The sequence below is a fragment of the Pseudomonas palleroniana genome (assembly GCF_022836895.1).
Taxonomy (GTDB): Bacteria; Pseudomonadota; Gammaproteobacteria; order Pseudomonadales; family Pseudomonadaceae; genus Aquipseudomonas; species Aquipseudomonas palleroniana.
Map to the genome: position 1 here is coordinate 2887101 of NZ_CP092411.1, position 15574 is coordinate 2902674.

The 15574-nt window shown below is 62.5% G+C and carries 15 protein-coding genes; 10 read left to right on the plus strand and 5 right to left on the minus strand.

Features of this window, described 5'->3' with window-relative positions; translation table 11 throughout:
- Window positions 1-150: 150 nt before the first annotated feature.
- Both MJP36_RS13210 and MJP36_RS13215 read left to right on the plus strand, forming a co-directional pair.
- On the plus strand, window positions 151-2190 hold the full coding sequence (locus MJP36_RS13210; protein ID WP_244385516.1) for an NADPH-dependent 2,4-dienoyl-CoA reductase: 2040 nt from the start codon (window positions 151-153) through the stop codon (window positions 2188-2190).
- A gap of 55 nt (window positions 2191-2245) precedes the next feature.
- The gene (locus MJP36_RS13215) at window positions 2246-3130 is read left to right on the plus strand and encodes a 1-aminocyclopropane-1-carboxylate deaminase/D-cysteine desulfhydrase (RefSeq protein ID WP_244385517.1); all 885 of its coding nucleotides are present in this window, start codon (window positions 2246-2248) and stop codon (window positions 3128-3130) included.
- Here the strand turns inward: MJP36_RS13215 and MJP36_RS13220 are convergent.
- From MJP36_RS13220 to MJP36_RS13230, 3 genes are all read right to left on the minus strand, one after another.
- Window positions 3120-3677 carry a cytochrome b gene (locus MJP36_RS13220; RefSeq protein ID WP_161549196.1) on the minus strand — a complete coding sequence of 186 codons (558 nt, stop codon included), beginning with the start codon at window positions 3675-3677 and terminating at the stop codon, window positions 3120-3122. The genes MJP36_RS13215 and MJP36_RS13220 overlap by 11 nt on opposite strands.
- Before the next feature lie 114 nt (window positions 3678-3791).
- Window positions 3792-4619: a phosphonoacetaldehyde hydrolase gene (phnX, locus tag MJP36_RS13225; RefSeq protein ID WP_244385518.1), complete on the minus strand. Its 828-nt coding sequence runs from the start codon at window positions 4617-4619 to the stop codon at window positions 3792-3794.
- Window positions 4616-5737 carry a 2-aminoethylphosphonate--pyruvate transaminase gene (locus MJP36_RS13230; protein ID WP_244385519.1) on the minus strand — a complete coding sequence of 374 codons (1122 nt, stop codon included), beginning with the start codon at window positions 5735-5737 and terminating at the stop codon, window positions 4616-4618. Before MJP36_RS13230 ends, phnX begins: the two co-directional genes overlap by 4 nt.
- Before the next feature lie 111 nt (window positions 5738-5848).
- Here MJP36_RS13230 and MJP36_RS13235 point away from each other — a divergent pair, with 111 nt between their 5' ends.
- Together MJP36_RS13235 and MJP36_RS13240 are read left to right on the plus strand one after the other, a co-directional pair.
- A complete protein-coding gene (locus MJP36_RS13235) occupies window positions 5849-6706 on the plus strand; it encodes a LysR substrate-binding domain-containing protein (protein WP_104994190.1) in 858 nt (285 codons plus the stop codon).
- 99 nt (window positions 6707-6805) lie between these two features.
- Window positions 6806-7513, plus strand: coding sequence for a YebC/PmpR family DNA-binding transcriptional regulator (locus MJP36_RS13240; RefSeq protein ID WP_090370111.1), 708 nt, complete (start codon window positions 6806-6808; stop codon window positions 7511-7513).
- A gap of 60 nt (window positions 7514-7573) precedes the next feature.
- On the opposite strand, the gene MJP36_RS13245 is transcribed toward MJP36_RS13240, so the two are convergent.
- Together MJP36_RS13245 and zapE are read right to left on the minus strand one after the other, a co-directional pair.
- Window positions 7574-8875, minus strand: a complete 1302-nt coding sequence (locus tag MJP36_RS13245; protein ID WP_060756930.1) for a protein kinase — start codon at window positions 8873-8875, stop codon at window positions 7574-7576.
- Window positions 8876-8915: 40 nt separating this feature from the next.
- The gene (zapE, locus tag MJP36_RS13250; protein WP_104994189.1) at window positions 8916-10010 is read right to left on the minus strand and encodes a cell division protein ZapE; all 1095 of its coding nucleotides are present in this window, start codon (window positions 10008-10010) and stop codon (window positions 8916-8918) included.
- 215 nt (window positions 10011-10225) lie between these two features.
- Here zapE and MJP36_RS13255 point away from each other — a divergent pair, with 215 nt between their 5' ends.
- Genes MJP36_RS13255 through MJP36_RS13280 form a run of 6 tightly spaced genes read left to right on the plus strand, consistent with a single transcriptional unit; the run spans window position 10226 to window position 15563 of the window.
- Window positions 10226-10726 carry a Csu type fimbrial protein gene (locus MJP36_RS13255; RefSeq protein WP_425226343.1) on the plus strand — a complete coding sequence of 167 codons (501 nt, stop codon included), beginning with the start codon at window positions 10226-10228 and terminating at the stop codon, window positions 10724-10726.
- The gene (locus MJP36_RS13260; protein ID WP_244385520.1) at window positions 10720-11262 is read left to right on the plus strand and encodes a spore coat protein U domain-containing protein; all 543 of its coding nucleotides are present in this window, start codon (window positions 10720-10722) and stop codon (window positions 11260-11262) included. Before MJP36_RS13255 ends, MJP36_RS13260 begins: the two co-directional genes overlap by 7 nt.
- An 18-nt stretch (window positions 11263-11280) precedes the next feature.
- A complete protein-coding gene (locus MJP36_RS13265; protein ID WP_060756929.1) occupies window positions 11281-11814 on the plus strand; it encodes a Csu type fimbrial protein in 534 nt (177 codons plus the stop codon).
- Between the two features lie 4 nt (window positions 11815-11818).
- Window positions 11819-12319 (plus strand): Csu type fimbrial protein, encoded by a 501-nt coding sequence (locus tag MJP36_RS13270; protein WP_244385521.1) that lies wholly within the window; start codon window positions 11819-11821, stop codon window positions 12317-12319.
- Between the two features lie 26 nt (window positions 12320-12345).
- Complete coding sequence (locus MJP36_RS13275) at window positions 12346-13131, plus strand: fimbrial biogenesis chaperone (RefSeq protein WP_060756742.1); 786 nt, start codon at window positions 12346-12348, stop codon at window positions 13129-13131.
- Between the two features lie 41 nt (window positions 13132-13172).
- Window positions 13173-15563, plus strand: a complete 2391-nt coding sequence (locus tag MJP36_RS13280; RefSeq protein ID WP_244385522.1) for a fimbria/pilus outer membrane usher protein — start codon at window positions 13173-13175, stop codon at window positions 15561-15563.
- Window positions 15564-15574: the final 11 nt, after the last annotated feature.

Consider the following 15574-nt stretch of genomic DNA (forward strand, 5'->3'; position numbering starts at 1 on the left):
TTGCCAAGGGGCGCTGTACATTTGGATCAATAACTTGTCAGTTTCAGTCATTGAGCGTGGGTTCAGCGCCTCTTAGTCTGTGGGACATAAACCGATGGGGTGTCATACGAACGCCCCACGTCCCGTGATGATCTGTTGTGGAGCTTGACCATGACCGCTGCTGCCTACCCGCATCTGCTGGCCCCGTTGGACCTGGGTTTTACCACCTTGCGCAACCGTACCCTGATGGGCTCGATGCACACTGGCCTGGAAGAAAAGCCTGGCGGTTTCGAACGCATGGCGGCCTATTTCGCCGAGCGTGCCCGTGGCGGCGTGGGCCTGATGGTGACCGGCGGCATTGGCCCGAATGATGAGGGTGGGGTCTACGCCGGTGCGGCCAAGCTGACCACCGATGCCGAAGCACAGAAGCACAAGATCGTGACCCAGGCCGTGCACGAAGCGGGCGGCAAGATCTGCATGCAGATCCTCCACGCCGGCCGTTATGCCTACAGCCCCAAGCAGGTGGCGCCGAGCGCGATTCAAGCGCCGATCAACCCGTTCAAGCCCAAGGAACTGGACGAAGAGGGCATCGAAAAACAGATTCAGGATTTCGTCACTTGTTCGTTGCTGGCCCAGGTCGCCGAATACGACGGCGTTGAAATCATGGGCTCCGAGGGCTACTTCATCAACCAGTTCCTCGCCGCCCATACCAACCACCGTACCGACCGTTGGGGCGGCAGCTACGAAAACCGCATGCGCCTGGCGGTGGAAATCGTGCGCCGTGTGCGTGAGGCCGTCGGGCCGAACTTCATCATTATCTTCCGCCTGTCGATGCTCGACCTGGTGGAAGGCGGCAGCACCTGGGAAGAGATCGTGCAGTTGGCCAAGGCCATCGAGCAGGCTGGTGCGACCCTGATCAACACCGGTATCGGCTGGCACGAAGCGCGTATCCCGACCATCGCCACCAAGGTGCCGCGTGGCGCGTTCAGCAAAGTCACCGCCAAGCTGCGCGGTGCGGTGCAGATCCCGCTGATCACCACTAACCGTATCAACACCCCGGAAATCGCCGAACAGATCCTCGCCGAAGGCGATGCCGACATGGTTTCGATGGCGCGGCCGTTTCTTGCGGACCCTGAGTTCGTCAACAAGGCTGCGGCCGGGCGTGCCGATGAAATCAACACATGCATCGGCTGCAACCAGGCCTGCCTGGACCACACCTTCGGCGGCAAACTGACCACCTGCCTAGTCAACCCACGAGCGTGCTACGAGACCGAACTTAACTACCTGCCGGTCAAACAGATCAAGAAAATTGCCGTGGTCGGCGCCGGCCCGGCCGGCCTGGCAGCGGCGACGGTGGCTGCCGAGCGTGGCCACCAAGTGACGCTGTTCGATTCGGCCAGCGAAATCGGCGGCCAGTTCAACATCGCCAAGCGAGTGCCGGGCAAGGAGGAGTTTTTTGAAACCCTGCGCTACTTCAAGCGCAAGCTGCAGACCACCCACGTCGAACTGTGCCTGAACACTCGCGTGGAGGTGGCGCAACTGGCGGCGGGCGGTTACGACGAGATCATCCTGGCCACCGGTATTGCACCGCGCACCCCTGCGATCCCGGGCATCGACAATGCCAAGGTGCTCAGTTACCTGGACGTGATTCTGCAGCGCAAGCCGGTGGGCAAGCGCGTGGCGGTGATCGGCGCCGGCGGCATTGGTTTTGACGTCTCGGAATTCCTCGTGCACCAAGGCGTGTCCACCAGCCTTGACCGCGAAGCCTTCTGGAAGGAGTGGGGCATCGACACGCAACTGCAGGCCCGTGGCGGCGTGGCCGGGATCAAGCCCCAGCCCCATGCGCCGGCACGTGAAGTGTTCCTGCTGCAACGCAAGACCTCCAAGGTCGGTGACGGTTTGGGCAAGACCACCGGCTGGATTCACCGCACCGGTCTGAAGAACAAGCAGGTGCAGATGCTCAACAGTGTCGAGTATTTGAAGATCGACGATGAGGGCCTGCATATCCGTATTGGTGCCGAAGGCGAGCCTCAGGTGCTGGCGGTGGACAATATTGTGATCTGCGCCGGCCAGGACCCGCTGCGTGAATTGCAGGATGGCCTGGTCGCGGCGGGCCAGAACGTGCACCTGATCGGCGGTGCCGACGTGGCGGCCGAGCTGGATGCCAAGCGTGCGATCAACCAGGGTTCACGTCTGGCGGCCGAGCTGTAAGGCCGCAAGCGGGGCGGTGTTAGACTACCGCCCCGTTTTTCATGCAGATCCCCCGATGGGCCCCTTCGACTGGCTTCCCCGCGCTCCCCTTGAACCCTTGCACCTGGACTGGTTGAAGGGCGTCGAGTTGGCGGTACTGCGCCTGGACCGCATCGACCCGCTGATCAGCGGCAACAAGTGGTTCAAGCTCACCGGGCATCTGGCGCAGGCGCAAACCGCCAGCGGCATCATCAGCCTGGGCGGCGCTTACTCCAACCATTTGCACGCCTTGGCGGCGGCCGGGCAACGCTTGGGTTTCCCCACCGTTGGCCTGTTGCGCGGCCACCCTCAAGACACGCCCACCGTGCTCGACCTGAAAGCGTTCGGCATGCAGCTGCATTGGCTGGGCTACGGCGGCTATCGCGCGCGGCATGCGCCGGACTTCTGGTTGCCTTGGCGCGAGCAATACCCGCACCTGCATCCCGTGCCCGAAGGCGGAGGCGGAATGGCCGGCGCATTGGGCTGCGCGGTGCTGCTGGAACAGGCGCGCGCGCAATTGCACACCTTGGGTTGGGCGGACTATGACGGCTGGTGGTTGGCGGCGGGTACCGGCACGACGCTCGCGGGCCTGGCCCTGGCTGAGGCGGGAGCGCATCCGGTGTACGGCGCCATGGCCGTGCCGGATGATCACGGTGTTGCGCAGAACATCGAGGCGCTCGTGCCGGGCGGTTACGAACTGCTGGACGCCTGCCGGGGCGGCTTCGCCAAAATCGACGCGGTGTTGCGTGACTTTATCGAGGCTACCGAACAGGCGTGTGGCTTGCCGCTGGAGCCGCTCTATACCGGCAAAGCGCTGCTGGCGTTAAAGCAGCAGATCGAGGCCGGACGTTTCAGGGCCGGCACCCGGTTGATCTTCATTCATACCGGCGGCTTGCAAGGCCGCCGAGGGTTCACGGGGTAGCGCGCTTGCCCGGCATCATGCGCAGCGCGGTGTTATCGCGCACGATGTAGTGGTGGTAGATCCCCGCCAAGGCATGCAGCCCGATCAGCCAGTAACCGACGGTGCCGCTCAGTTCATGCCACTCCTTGATCTGCTTGGCCAAGTCTTTGTTTTCGCCGATCAGGGGCGGCAACTCTATTCCGTAGAACATTACGGAATGCCCTTGGGCGCTGACGATCAACCAGCCCAGGATCGGCGTGCCGATCATGAACACGTAGAGTGCCACGTGCATCAGTGTCGCCAGTGCCGCCTGCCAGGGTGGCGGTGCCGGCACGATTTTCGGTGCCACGCCCAGTGCGCGTGCGAACAGCCGCAGCCAGACCAGTACAAAGATGGTCAGGCCGAACATGAAGTGCATTTCCACAATCAATGCCCGACCGCCACTGCCTTTGGGGAAGACCCCACGAAACTCAATGCAGGCGTAAACCACCGCCAGCAGCACCACCATCACCCAGTGCAACGCTATCGACATGGTGCTGTAACGCGTATCGGAATTTTTCCACGGCATCGCTGGGTTCCTCACTCATCAGGGCAAACCTCCGTTCTTTGGCGACGGAGTGCTTTAACTGTATGCCGATTTTGAGTGGTTTGCCTGGCGCAAATACCGTTGTTTTGACCTCTGTCAGCCGCTTTGCGGCATTTCGCCGCGAGCCAGGCGCTGGTTGATCTGCGTGATGACTGCCGGCAGCTCCAGGAGGGTGTCGATCAGGTAGTGCGGGCGCGAGCCTTCGAACAGGTGCTCGATGCGTTTGCGTTCGCAGGCCAACGTGGCGCTGTCCAATGCGCGGAACTGCTCGTAGGTCAGGCCAAGGGCATTGCCGGAACAGGTCAGGGCCACGGTCCACATCCCGGCGCGACGACCTTCAAGAATGCCTGGCACGGTGTCGTCGACCTTCACGCACGCCGCCACATCATCGACCCCCAGCGCGATCACGTTGGCCAGGGCCTGGGCCGGCCATGGTCGGCCGTTGGGCACTTCGTCGGTGGCAACCACATGGTCCGCGATGTAGCCGTGGGTGGCGGCAAGGGCAACCACCTTGTCCATCACTTGCTTGGGGTAGCCTGAGCAGGAACCGATCTTGATGCCTTGCACGCGCAGCCGGGCGATGGTGTCGAGGGCGCCCGGGATCAGCGCTGAGTGCTCGGCGATCTTTTCGATCTGCAGCGGCATGAAACGCTGGTAGATCGCGGTGACGTCATCGTCGGTCGGGCTGCGGCCGAACGCCTTGCGGTAGCGTTCAGCTACCTGCGGCTGATCGCACAAGGTGCGGATGTGGTCCCATTTGCCCATGCCCATCGGGCCGCGGGCTTCGTCGATGGACACCTGCACACCGAACTCGGCGAAGGCTTCGACAAAGATCTGCGTGGGGGCAAAGGAGCCGAAGTCGACCACGGTGCCGGCCCAGTCGAGGATCACGGCCTGGAGGGTGTTGGGGGTTTGATAGTTCATGCCGGCGATCCCTGAGAAGAAAGGTTGATATGCATGGATTGCAGTGCCTCGGCGATGGCGGCGACGGCGGCGTGCATGTCGCTGGCGTCGACCTGGCCGATACAGCCCACGCGGAAGGTTTCCACCTGAGTCAATTTGCCGGGGTACAGGATGAACCCCTTGGCCTTGACCCGTTCGTAAAACGCCTTGAACTGGTAACGCGGGTCTTGCGGGGCGTGGAAGGTCACGATAATCGGCGCCTGGATCGCTGCCGGCAAAAAGCTGTGCAGGCCCAGTTCAGCCATGCCGTCCAGCAGCGCCTGGCAATTACTGGCGTAGCGTTGATAGCGCGCAGGCAGGCCACCTTCCTCGGCGTATTGCACCAGCGCTTCGTGCAGGGCTGCGACCACATGGGTCGGCGGAGTGAAGCGCCATTGACCGGTACTGGCCATGTAGCGGTGTTGGTCGAACAGGTCCATCGCCAAGGAATGACAATTACCCTCGGCGGAGGCCAGGGCGTGCTTTTGCGCAAAAACGAAACCCATGCCCGGCACACCCTCCAGGCATTTGCCCGAAGCGGCAATGAGGGCGTCGAACGGCACCTCGCGGGCATCGATCGGCAAGGCGCCGAACGAGCTCATGGCGTCGATGATCAAGCGCTTGCCGTGGTACTTCACCACCCGGGCGATCGCCGCCAGCGGGTTGAGAATGCCGGTACTGGTTTCGCAGTGAATCAACGCGACGTGGGTGAGGGTGGGGTCCGCCTGCAACAGGCGGTCCACGTCGGCGGCGGTGGTCGGCTCGTCCTCGGCGGTTTCAAAGGCCGTGAATGCGCGGCCGAGCACTGCGCAGATCTTCGCCAGGCGCTTGCCGTAGGCGCCGTTGATCAGCACCAGCACCTTGCCGTTGCGGGGCACCAGGGTGCCGATGGCGGCTTCGACGGCAAAGGTGCCGCTGCCTTGCAAGGGCACGCAATAATGGCTGGCGGCACCGTTGATAATCGCCAGCAACTGCTCGCAGACACCGGCAGTGAGTTGGTTGAAACGGTCATCCCATGAGCCCCAGTCCATCAGCATTGCCTGGCGGGTGCGGGCGGACGTGGTCAGGGGGCCGGGCGTGAGCAGAATCGGCGGGGTCATTGCAGCTCCTCGTGAAGCGGTCGAGTCAATCTACGGCGCCTAAATTGCAGTTTGGCTTGTTATCAATCAAATTGTTTGTTGTTATGCGAGCTATCAGTGAGGTCGATAGCTATGAACCTGTTTCAACTGCGCGCATTCGATGCCGTGGCCCGCGAGGGCAGCTTTACCCGTGCGGCGGCACGGTTGTTTATCAGCCAGCCGGCGGTGACTGGGCATATCAAGGCCCTGGAAGAGCACTACCAGATCCCGTTGCTGCGCCGCACGGCCCGGAGGGTGGAGTTGACCGAGGAGGGCACGCGCCTGGCCGCGATCACGCGGGCGATCTTCGGCCTGGTGGATGAGGCGCAGATGCTATTGGAGGCCAACCGGCAACTGCTGACCGGGCGCCTGGAAGTGGCGGCGGATGGCCCGCACCTGGTGATGCCGATGATTGCCAGCCTGCGCGCGCGTTACCCGGGCATCACCGTCAACCTGCGGTTGGGCAATGCTCAGGAAACCCTGGCGGCGCTGCTGTCCGAGCATGCGGACGTGGCGGTGCTGACCGAGGTGGAGCCGCGCCACGGCCTGCATTTGCAGCCCTTGAGTGAGTCGCGCATCTGCGCGTTGGTGCCGGCGGGCCATGCCTGGGCCAAGCAGCCTGGCGGCATTGACCTGGAGCAGCTCAACGAGGTGATCATGGTGCTGCGTGAACCCGGGTCCATCACCCGGCGTACCTTTGATGACGCCTGCCAGGCGGGCGGTGTACAGCCCAGGGTGTTGCTGGAGCTGGACAGCCGTGAAGCGGTCACCGAAGCCGTCGCCGCGCAATTGGGCGTGGGCGTGGTGTCTTCAATGGAGGTCAGCCCCGACCCTCGGGTACAGGCGATTGCCTTGCAAGGTGATGGGCTGGTCAACCGGCACCTGCTCGGTTGCCTGGAGCGACGTCGCTCATTGCGCTTGATCCAGGCGTTTTTCGAGTTGGCCTCTTGACGGTTTTTTGGTGGATTGGAGCGTTTTTGCCCTATAAACTCTGCCCCCAAAGCGCCGGCCAGTAGACGTTTCGGCGCGATGGATAAAAGAGAGTGAGTCATGGGCGCACAGTGGAAAGTCAAACATAAAGAAGCGGCAGCCAATGCCAAGGGCAAGATCTTCGGCAAGCTGGTGAAAGAGATCACCATCGCCGCCCGTAACGGTGCCGACACCGCGACCAACGCCCACCTGCGTCTGGTGGTGGAGCAGGCCAAAAAGGCCTCGATGCCCAAGGAGACCCTGGACCGCGCCATCAAGAAAGGTGCCGGCCTGCTGGGCGAAACCGTGCAGTACCACCGTGTCACCTATGAAGGTTTTGCCCCGCATCAGGTGCCGTTGATCGTCGAATGCGTGACCGACAACATCAACCGTACCGTGGCGGAAATCCGCGTGGCATTCCGCAAGGGCCAGCTGGGTGCCTCCGGCTCCGTGGCCTGGGACTTCAACCATGTCGGCCTGATCGAAGCCTCGCCGGACACCCCGGACGCGGACCCGGAAATGGCCGCTATTGAAGCCGGCGCCCAGGATTTCGAAGACGGCGAGGAAGAGGGCACCACCCTGTTCATCACCGAGACCACCGACCTCGACGCTGTGCAGAAAGCGCTGCCGGAGCAGGGTTTCACCGTGCTGTCGGCCAAGCTGGGTTATGTGCCGAAGAACCCGGTCAGTGGCTTGACCGATGAGCAGATGGCCGAAGTCGAAGCCTTCCTGGAAGGCCTGGACAACCATGATGACGTGCAGGATATGTTCGTCGGTTTGGCCGGCTGATCTGCAACTCGAGAGATAAGGTCAAAATGTGGGAGGTGGCTTGCTCCCTTCCACAGGGTTTCAGTGCTGTTGTGCAGATTGCAGCAGCGCTTCAATTTCTTCAAAGCTTGGTCGGGCCATTACCTGCGGCTGACAGCAACGCTTTTGCAGCGCTACGAGTTCGCCGCTCCCGCCCGTTTCAACTCGCTCCAACAACTCCCCCAGCAACACCCCAAACGCTCTCACTTCGATACGTTGCAACGCCCTGGTTTCCAACGTGTCCGCCATAGCATGGAACGAGGCCGCGCCAAAATCGCCCAGCAGGCAATCGCCCGCTGCATTCCACAAGATATTGTGCGCGTACAAGTCGCCATGGGTGATGCCCTGCCGATGCAGGTGCGCCGCCACCGACGCCACGCCCCGCAGCATGCGCAACGCCACCTCAAGGCTGAAGCGGGTATCGGCTTCGTAGATATCCCGGGTGCAAGAGTCCCAGCTGGGCAGGGCGGCCAGGTTGCGGTAACTCGCATCGATCAGGTCCATGACCAGCGCGGCCTGGTCGTCGGGGTGGCCGACGACGCGGCCCTGTACCTTGATCAGGTTCGGGTGCAGGCCCGCGGCGATACAGGCTTGCATTTCGTGCAAGGGCGAGCCGTCGCTGGTGATGGTGCCTTTGTACAGCTTGACCGCGACAGGTTTGGCCAAAGGCTTCCACAGGGCTTTGCGGATGATCCCGGACGCGCCCTCGCCGAGTACCTCGGCCAGTTCCAGCTCAGGCCAGGGAATACTCGCCGTCGTGTGCTCATCGGCCGTTACCGCCGCCATTTCCACCGGGTTACCGGCATAGGCCAGCCAGGTCAGGCTCGGTAGGTTCAGCAGCCATTCGGGCAAATGGGTGAAACGGTTGGAGGCGATGCGGATCAGCTCGAGGTTGTGGCAGTGGGCCAGGCTTTGCGGCAAGTGCTCCAGTTGATTGCCGGCCAGCATCAGCTTTTGCAGCAGTGGCCGCTCGCCCAGTTCGTTGGGCAATTGGCGGATGCAATTGTCGGTGAGAATCAGCCAGCGCAGCCGCGGTGGCAGGGCGGCGGCGGGCACATGGCTGATCTGGTTGGCCTTGAAGCCGATCATGCTCAGCTGGGCGCATTGGCCCAGGCATTCCGGCAACTCGGTAAAGGCGTTGTTCGAGCAGAACAGGATGCGCAAGTGGGTCAGGCGGTGAAGATCGTCGGGCAGACTGCTCAGGGCATTGCCGGTGAGGTTGAGGATCTCCAGGGAATCGGCCAGTTCAAATATTTCCGGCGGGAATTCGGTCAGCCCACAGGACAGGTCCAGGCGTCGGGTGCCGGCCAATTGGCCGGCCTTGAGTTGGGCGAGGGTATTCATGAACGGCGCGATCACTCGGCAAGGTAGGTGTAAATGCCGCTCATGATACCGGGTCGGATGCCCATTGCGGGCAGACCGTTTGTAATTGACTCAGGCGGCTCGCCGTGCGGGCCAGATCGATGGCCTGGCCTTCCATGGCGAGCGGCAGGGGCTGGTGGCCGATCAGGGTCAGGCGCTTATCGCGGTCGTAAAGCACGTCCACCAGGTTGATAAAACGCTGTTGCACGGCGATGGGGCATTCTGCCAGTTGGGGCAGGCCGTCGATGATCCAATGGTCGTAGTCCTGGCACAGCAGCAGGTAATCCATCACCGCCGTGAGTTGCTCGCACAGGTCGTTGAAGGTGAAAGCGATGGTGCGTGTCTGCCGATGGCGGTAAGTCAATTGCCGGGTGCCGACGCTCAAGCGGTGCGGTGGCGAGTCGGTGGCGGGCAGCCCAAGGTCTTCGCGCTGCTGTGCAGTGCCCGGCCACACATATTGCCCTTCGGTAAACCGTTGTTCGGCATGGGCTTGGGGCAGGCTGCGGAAGTCCTGCGGCGAACTGACCTCCAACACGTCCATGCGTGCGGCGATCAGGTCGATCACCGGCTTGAAGCGTTCGTGGTAAAGGGGGTTGGGCAGTAACCCTTCGGGGGGGTAATTGGACGTCACTAACACCCAGATGCCCCGCTGGAACAGCGCCTTGAACAAGCGGCTGATCAGCATCGCATCGCCGATGTCGTGGACATGGAACTCGTCGAAACACAGCACGCGACAACCTGCCAGCAGTTCATCCAGGGTGACGGCCAGGGCATCGGTGTGTTCGCGGTGCTGGAACATGCCCCGGTGCAGGCGGGCGAAAAAATCGTGGAAGTGCACGCGCTGCTTCTCGTCGATCGGCAGCGCCTGGAAAAAACCATCGAGCAGCCAGCTTTTACCCCGCCCCACCGGGCCATGCAGGTACAGGCTGCGTGTGCGCTGACCGCCGAGCAGTTGCCGGGTTTCTCGGGCCAGGGCGGCAATTGCCTGGGTCTGGCCGGTACTGAGGGTGTAGCCCTGTTGCGCGGCTTTTTGTGCAAAGAAAGCGGCGATGGGCGAGGTGTCCGAGGCGTCGGTTTTTTTACCCAGCAGGCGTTGAATCAGGGAAAGCACGGCCAATACGAGTCGCTCTGTGTGGCGGGGGTCGCTTACTTTAGGGGCCTGAGCGCGATTTGACCAATAGAGAAGCAGGCAAGCCGTTATCTCAAAAAGGCATGACGGGTGGGGGATCCTGCGCAAACTGGCAGATTCTTGCTAAATGACTAACCTCATACAAAGTTTGTACCCCTGTATAAGGAATTGGGGCTGTGAAGGGACACACAGTATTGGCCGTCATGGGCGCCATGCTTGGCAGTACGGTCTACGGCGCGCAACTGCAAGTGGTGGTGCGCATCGACGTACAGCGTGGCTGCCAATTGGTGGGCACCACCCGCAGTGCCGGTATCGAACAGCTGGGTGTGCTGGACTTCGGCAGTGGCCCGCGCCTGGACGACCCGGCCGGTCCCTTGAGCGCGGCCCTGATCAGCCAGCGTCAACCGCGCCTTGAATGTAACCCCGATACGCCCTACCAAGTGCGCGTGGACGGTGGCCTGCATGGTGGCGTCGGTGAAGTGCGTTACCTCGCCACGGCTGCGCCTTCGGCCCGGCCCATTCCCTATCGCCTGTACGCTGACGCCGCGCGTCGCATCCCCTTGCCTGTAAATGAACCGTTGAGCGGGCGCGTGCCTGACTCCGGCAGCGTCGACCTGCCGCTGTATGGCCGTATCGAACCGTTGAGGGATATTCCCGCCGTCGGCCGCTATTCCGACCTGCTCAAGGTCACCGTCACATGGTAAGCCGGGGTTGGGCCTTTGTAGCCATGGGCGGCTTGTTGCTGCTGGCGGGTGACGCTGAGGCGGCGGTCAGCGGGCAGATTCAGGCGCGCCTGGTGATCACGGCCAGTTGCGAGGTGAGCAAAGGTGGGGTGACTACGCCGCTCAATGCTACAGGCGGCACCGCCATGCTCGACTTCGGCAGCCAGGGCCCGACCTGGACCAACCCTGTGGGCGCGGTCGTTACCGACGTCACCAAGGCACCGTTGTCGGTGTCCTGCAACCCGTCGGTGGTGAGCAGTTTTAAAGTGACCATCGACGGTGGCACCAATGGTGACGGCACTGTCCGGCGCCTGAGCAATGGTCGTCAGAGCATTCCGTATCAGTTGTCGGCCGATCCGCTGGGGAGAATCTCCTACAGCATCGGTCAGCAACACCATTTCGTCATGACCAAGGGCACACACATCCCGATCCTGTTATTCGGCTTGGTGGTGGCGAATACCAAGGCCTTACCGGCCGGCATCTACACAGACACCCTGACGGTGACTCTGGATTGGTAAACCATGAGGATGAATATCATGCATGCACTTGTCTCCAAAGCAGTTTTCCCCTTGATGGCGCTGGCGTGGGTGTCGGCTGCGCAGGCGGCCACGGTGGCTGGCACGGTGACCTCCACCCTGGTGTTGACCAGCAGTTGCCTGGTCAACGGTGCGGCGGCGACCGGCGGGATGAGTTTCGGTGCGTTGAACTTCGGTACCGCCAATAGCCTGTTCACCCAAGCGACCGGCCAGGTGCTGGGCGGCGGCGGCGGAGCGTTGTCGATCTTGTGTTCGGCCGGTACTTCACCCTCGTTGACGGTGTCCGCAGGGGCCAACGATGGCAAGTCCGCCGGTGGTGGGCGCGCGCTGTACGACGGCGTGGCCAATTACGTGCCCTACGACCTTTACACCGACAGCGGTCACTCGAACCTGTTGGCCATCGGTGGGGTGATCAACCTGGCGCCGAGCACCGGGGTTGCCCAGGCCGTGAATATCTACGGCAAGGCTACCGGCAAGGCGGGGCTGCCGGCCGGCACGTACACAGACACCGTTGCCGTGACCCTGACCTTCTAAGCGCATGAATCGCGTCGTGTGGGCGGCCTTGCTGGTGTGCCTGGGCTGGGGTATGCCGGTGTCGTTGTTGGCGGTGACCAGCCAGTCGTTCCAGGTCAGTGCGACGATCACCCCGGGGTGCCTGGTGGTCGGCGGCGGCACGAATTACGGCAGCCTGGCGTTCGGCACGTACTCAGCGCTGGCGACCAGCACGGCGTCCGTCGCGCTCACCGGGGGTTTGACCTTGCAATGCACGCCAGGGGTCGCGCTGAACATGAGTGTCGATGGCGGTTTGTATAACGCCAGCGGCCGGCGGATGCAGCTCAATAGCGGCACCGCCCAAGTGGCTTACCAGTTGTTTCGGGACGCGGCCTTCAGCCAGAGCCTGGGGATCAGCCAGAGCGTCAGCGTGACCTACAGCAACGCCAACAACATCACCTTGCCGATTTATGGGCGAGTGCAGTTACCGGGCAACCAGCCTGGGGGGACGTACAGCGATACGCTGCAGGTGCAGCTGTCGTGGTAAAGCGATCGGCACAAGGAGTGGGATTTATGGATGCAGCTTCCCGGCGAGGATGGATCGCGGGTGTTATCAGCATGATGGTACTGGGCGTGGCGAATGTGCGGGCTGCCAGCTCCGTGTTGATCTGGCCGATTGACCCGGTGCTGGAGGCCGATCAACAGGCCAGCGCCCTGTGGCTGGAGAACCGCGGCACCGAGACCGCCAACCTGCAAATCCGTGTGTTTGCCTGGACCCAACAGGGTTTCGACGAGCAGTACCACAACCAGCGCGACGTGATCGGCAGCCCGCCGGTGGCGAAGATCGAGCCGGGGCAGAAGCAACTGGTGCGCCTGACCCGTACCAAAGACGTGCCGCCGGGCCAGGAGCTGGCCTATCGCATCATCATCGATGAAATCCCATCGGCCACACCCATCGCCACGCCGGCCGATGGCAAGACCGCTGCAGCGATCCGCTTCCAGATGCGTTATTCGGTGCCACTGTTCGCCTATGGGCCGGGCTTGTGGAGCAAGGACGACGGCACCCGTGATCGCGACCCGAAGGGGGCGGGCAAACCGGACTTGAGCTGGAAGAAGGTCACGGTGGGCGCACGCAACTACGTCGAAATGCGCAACCAGGGCGCCGTGCATGCGCGTTTGACCGATGCCGCGTTCAAACAGGGCGGCCAGCCTCGGCCGCTGGTGGAGGGCTTGTTGGGCTACGTGTTGCCGGGCGCGACCATGCGCTGGCCGGTGCCGGACGGTTTACCCGTTGATCAGCCGCTACAGGTCCGCATCAATGGTGCAACGCAGCTGGAGAGCCTGGCGCCGGGGCGGTAGGGCAATGCGCTAGGGCATGGAGCAGCCCCGGATGTTAACGGATGGAGATGTCCATTGACGGACACAAAGTAGTGGTGAGCCAAGGTCAGGCTCCAGGGTTATGGCGAAGGGTGTGGGTGGGTGGCTTGTCCGGCCTGGCGCTTGCGCCGCTGGGCATGGCTGCACCGTTGCCGCCACCGCCCAGCAGCATGGAGGCCGTTGCTGATGCACAGTTGTTCCTGGAACTGGTGGTCAACCAGCAGGACACCGGCCGTGTGGTCGCGGTCAATCAGAGAGCCGGGCAATTGTTCCTGCCGGCCTCGGTATTGCAAGAGGTGGGCATGAAACTGCCTGCCGACGTCGGTAGCGAAATCGCGCTGGATAACCTGCCGGGCCTGCACAGCGACTACGACAGCCAGGGCCAGCGGCTGGTGCTCACCGTGCCGCCCCTCTGGTTGCCTGAACAGTTTATCGGCAATCGCGACAACTCCCCACGCACTCCCGCGTTGACCAGCTTTGGCGCAATGCTCAACTACGACGCCTATCTGAACGACACCGATGACGCGGCTACTTACCTGGGCGTCTTCAACGAAGTGCGGCTGTTCGATACCTGGGGAACCTTGTCCAACACCGGGCAGTACCGCGCCACCATTGGTCGTGAGACCGTCGGTAGCAGCCTGGATAACGGCTACCGACGGTATGACACGACTTGGCGGTTTTCCGATGATGAACGCCTGCTGACCTACGAAGCGGGGGATGTGATCAGCGCCGCGTTGCCCTGGAGCACTTCGGTGCGCCTGGGCGGGGTGCAGGTGTCGCGGGACTTTGCGGTACGCCCGGACCTGGTGACCTACCCATTGCCGCAATTCTCGGGCGAGGCGGCGGTGCCGTCGTCGGTGGATTTGTTTATCAATGGTTATAAAACCAGCAGTGCGGATTTGCAGCCAGGCCCCTACACCTTGACCAACGTGCCGTTTATCAACGGCGCTGGGGAAGCGGTGGTGGTCACCACCGACACCTTGGGCCGACAAGTGTCGACTACAGTACCCTTCTATGTCACCAGTACGCTTTTGCAACAGGGCTTATCGGACTTTTCGGTAGCGGCGGGCAATCTGCGTCGCGACTACACCGTGCGTGATTTTGGTTATGGCCCTGGGCTGGTCAGCGCTACGTTTCGCCATGGGCTGTCCGATGCCTTCACGTTGGAAAGCCACGCGGAAGCTTCTAACGACCTGACCCTGGGCGGCGTGGGTGGCAACCTGCGAATGGGCACCTTCGGTGTGCTCAACACGGCGATCAGCCAAAGCCAGTATGACGGCAGGACCGGCCAGCAATTGAGCCTGGGCTACCAATACAGCAACCCGCTCTACAGCCTGTCGTACCAACGGGTAGAGCGCCGCGATCAATACGCCGACCTGAGCCTGATCGACACGCCTTACGCCAGCCTCAGCAAACGCAGCCAGCAGGCGACCTTGAGTCTGAACCTCAACGATTTCGGCAGCCTGGGCGTCGGTTATTTTGATGTGCAGGCGGCGGATGATTCACGTACGCGCCTGGTAAACCTGACCTGGAGCAAACCGCTGTGGCGCAACAGCAGTTTTTACCTGTCGGCCAACCATGAGGTGGGCGACAGCAGTTGGGCGGTGCAGGCGCAACTGGTGATTCCGTTCGACGTTTACGGCAGCCTCAGCGTCGGCAGCGAACGCAGCAAGACCGGGCAAAGCCTGCAACGGGTCAATTACAGCCGCGCCGTGCCGGCCGAAGGCGGGGTGGGCGTCAACCTGGGTTACGCCAGCGGTGATGGGCCGGCTTATCGTCAGGCCGACCTGACCTGGCGTTTGCAGTCGGTGCAGTTGCAGGCGGGCGTGTATGGCAGCCGCGACAGCGAAACCCGTTGGGCGGATGCCAGCGGCTCACTGGTGTGGATGGACCATCAGGTGTTCGCCGCCAACCGCGTCAACGATGCATTTGTGGTGGTGAGTACCGATGGCTTCAGCGGTGTACCGGTGCGCTATGAAAACCAGGTGGTGGGCCAGACCGATCGCAACGGCCACCTGCTGGTGCCGTGGACCAGCGCGTATTACCGCGCCAAATACGAGATTGACCCGCTGAACCTGCCGGCCAGTGTGCAAGTCCCCAACGTTGAGCAACGCGTGGCCGTGCGCCGGGGCAGCGGTTATCTGCTCGAGTTCCCGATGCGTCGGGTGCTTTCGGCGAGTATCACGCTGGTCGATGCCCTGCATGCGGAACTGCCCCTGGGCAGCCAGGTACGTCACGAGCAAAGCGGCGCGTTGGCGGTGGTGGGCTGGGATGGCCTGGTGTACCTGGAAAACCTGGCGGCCCATAACACCTTGCAAGTTACCCTCGGCAATGGCCAGACGTGCCAGGCCAGGTTTGAACTGGATACCACTCGGGAACAGGTGCCGCTGATCGGGCCGCTGGTGTGCCAATGACATAAGGAGTG

What these genes read in the sequence shown, in the direction of transcription:
- MJP36_RS13210 (WP_244385516.1), top strand. Translation starts at nt 151, where the DNA reads ATGACCGCTGCTGCCTACCCGCATCTGCTGGCCCCGTTGGACCTGGGT.
- MJP36_RS13215 (WP_244385517.1), top strand. Translation starts at nt 2,246, where the DNA reads ATGGGCCCCTTCGACTGGCTTCCCCGCGCTCCCCTTGAACCCTTGCAC.
- MJP36_RS13220 (WP_161549196.1), bottom strand. Translation starts at nt 3,677, where the DNA reads ATGCCGTGGAAAAATTCCGATACGCGTTACAGCACCATGTCGATAGCG.
- phnX (WP_244385518.1), bottom strand. Translation starts at nt 4,619, where the DNA reads ATGAACTATCAAACCCCCAACACCCTCCAGGCCGTGATCCTCGACTGG.
- MJP36_RS13230 (WP_244385519.1), bottom strand. Translation starts at nt 5,737, where the DNA reads ATGACCCCGCCGATTCTGCTCACGCCCGGCCCCCTGACCACGTCCGCC.
- MJP36_RS13235 (WP_104994190.1), top strand. Translation starts at nt 5,849, where the DNA reads ATGAACCTGTTTCAACTGCGCGCATTCGATGCCGTGGCCCGCGAGGGC.
- MJP36_RS13240 (WP_090370111.1), top strand. Translation starts at nt 6,806, where the DNA reads ATGGGCGCACAGTGGAAAGTCAAACATAAAGAAGCGGCAGCCAATGCC.
- MJP36_RS13245 (WP_060756930.1), bottom strand. Translation starts at nt 8,875, where the DNA reads ATGAATACCCTCGCCCAACTCAAGGCCGGCCAATTGGCCGGCACCCGA.
- MJP36_RS13255 (WP_425226343.1), top strand. Translation starts at nt 10,226, where the DNA reads ATGGGCGCCATGCTTGGCAGTACGGTCTACGGCGCGCAACTGCAAGTG.
- MJP36_RS13260 (WP_244385520.1), top strand. Translation starts at nt 10,720, where the DNA reads ATGGTAAGCCGGGGTTGGGCCTTTGTAGCCATGGGCGGCTTGTTGCTG.
- MJP36_RS13265 (WP_060756929.1), top strand. Translation starts at nt 11,281, where the DNA reads ATGCATGCACTTGTCTCCAAAGCAGTTTTCCCCTTGATGGCGCTGGCG.
- MJP36_RS13270 (WP_244385521.1), top strand. Translation starts at nt 11,819, where the DNA reads ATGAATCGCGTCGTGTGGGCGGCCTTGCTGGTGTGCCTGGGCTGGGGT.
- MJP36_RS13275 (WP_060756742.1), top strand. Translation starts at nt 12,346, where the DNA reads ATGGATGCAGCTTCCCGGCGAGGATGGATCGCGGGTGTTATCAGCATG.
- MJP36_RS13280 (WP_244385522.1), top strand. Translation starts at nt 13,173, where the DNA reads ATGGAGATGTCCATTGACGGACACAAAGTAGTGGTGAGCCAAGGTCAG.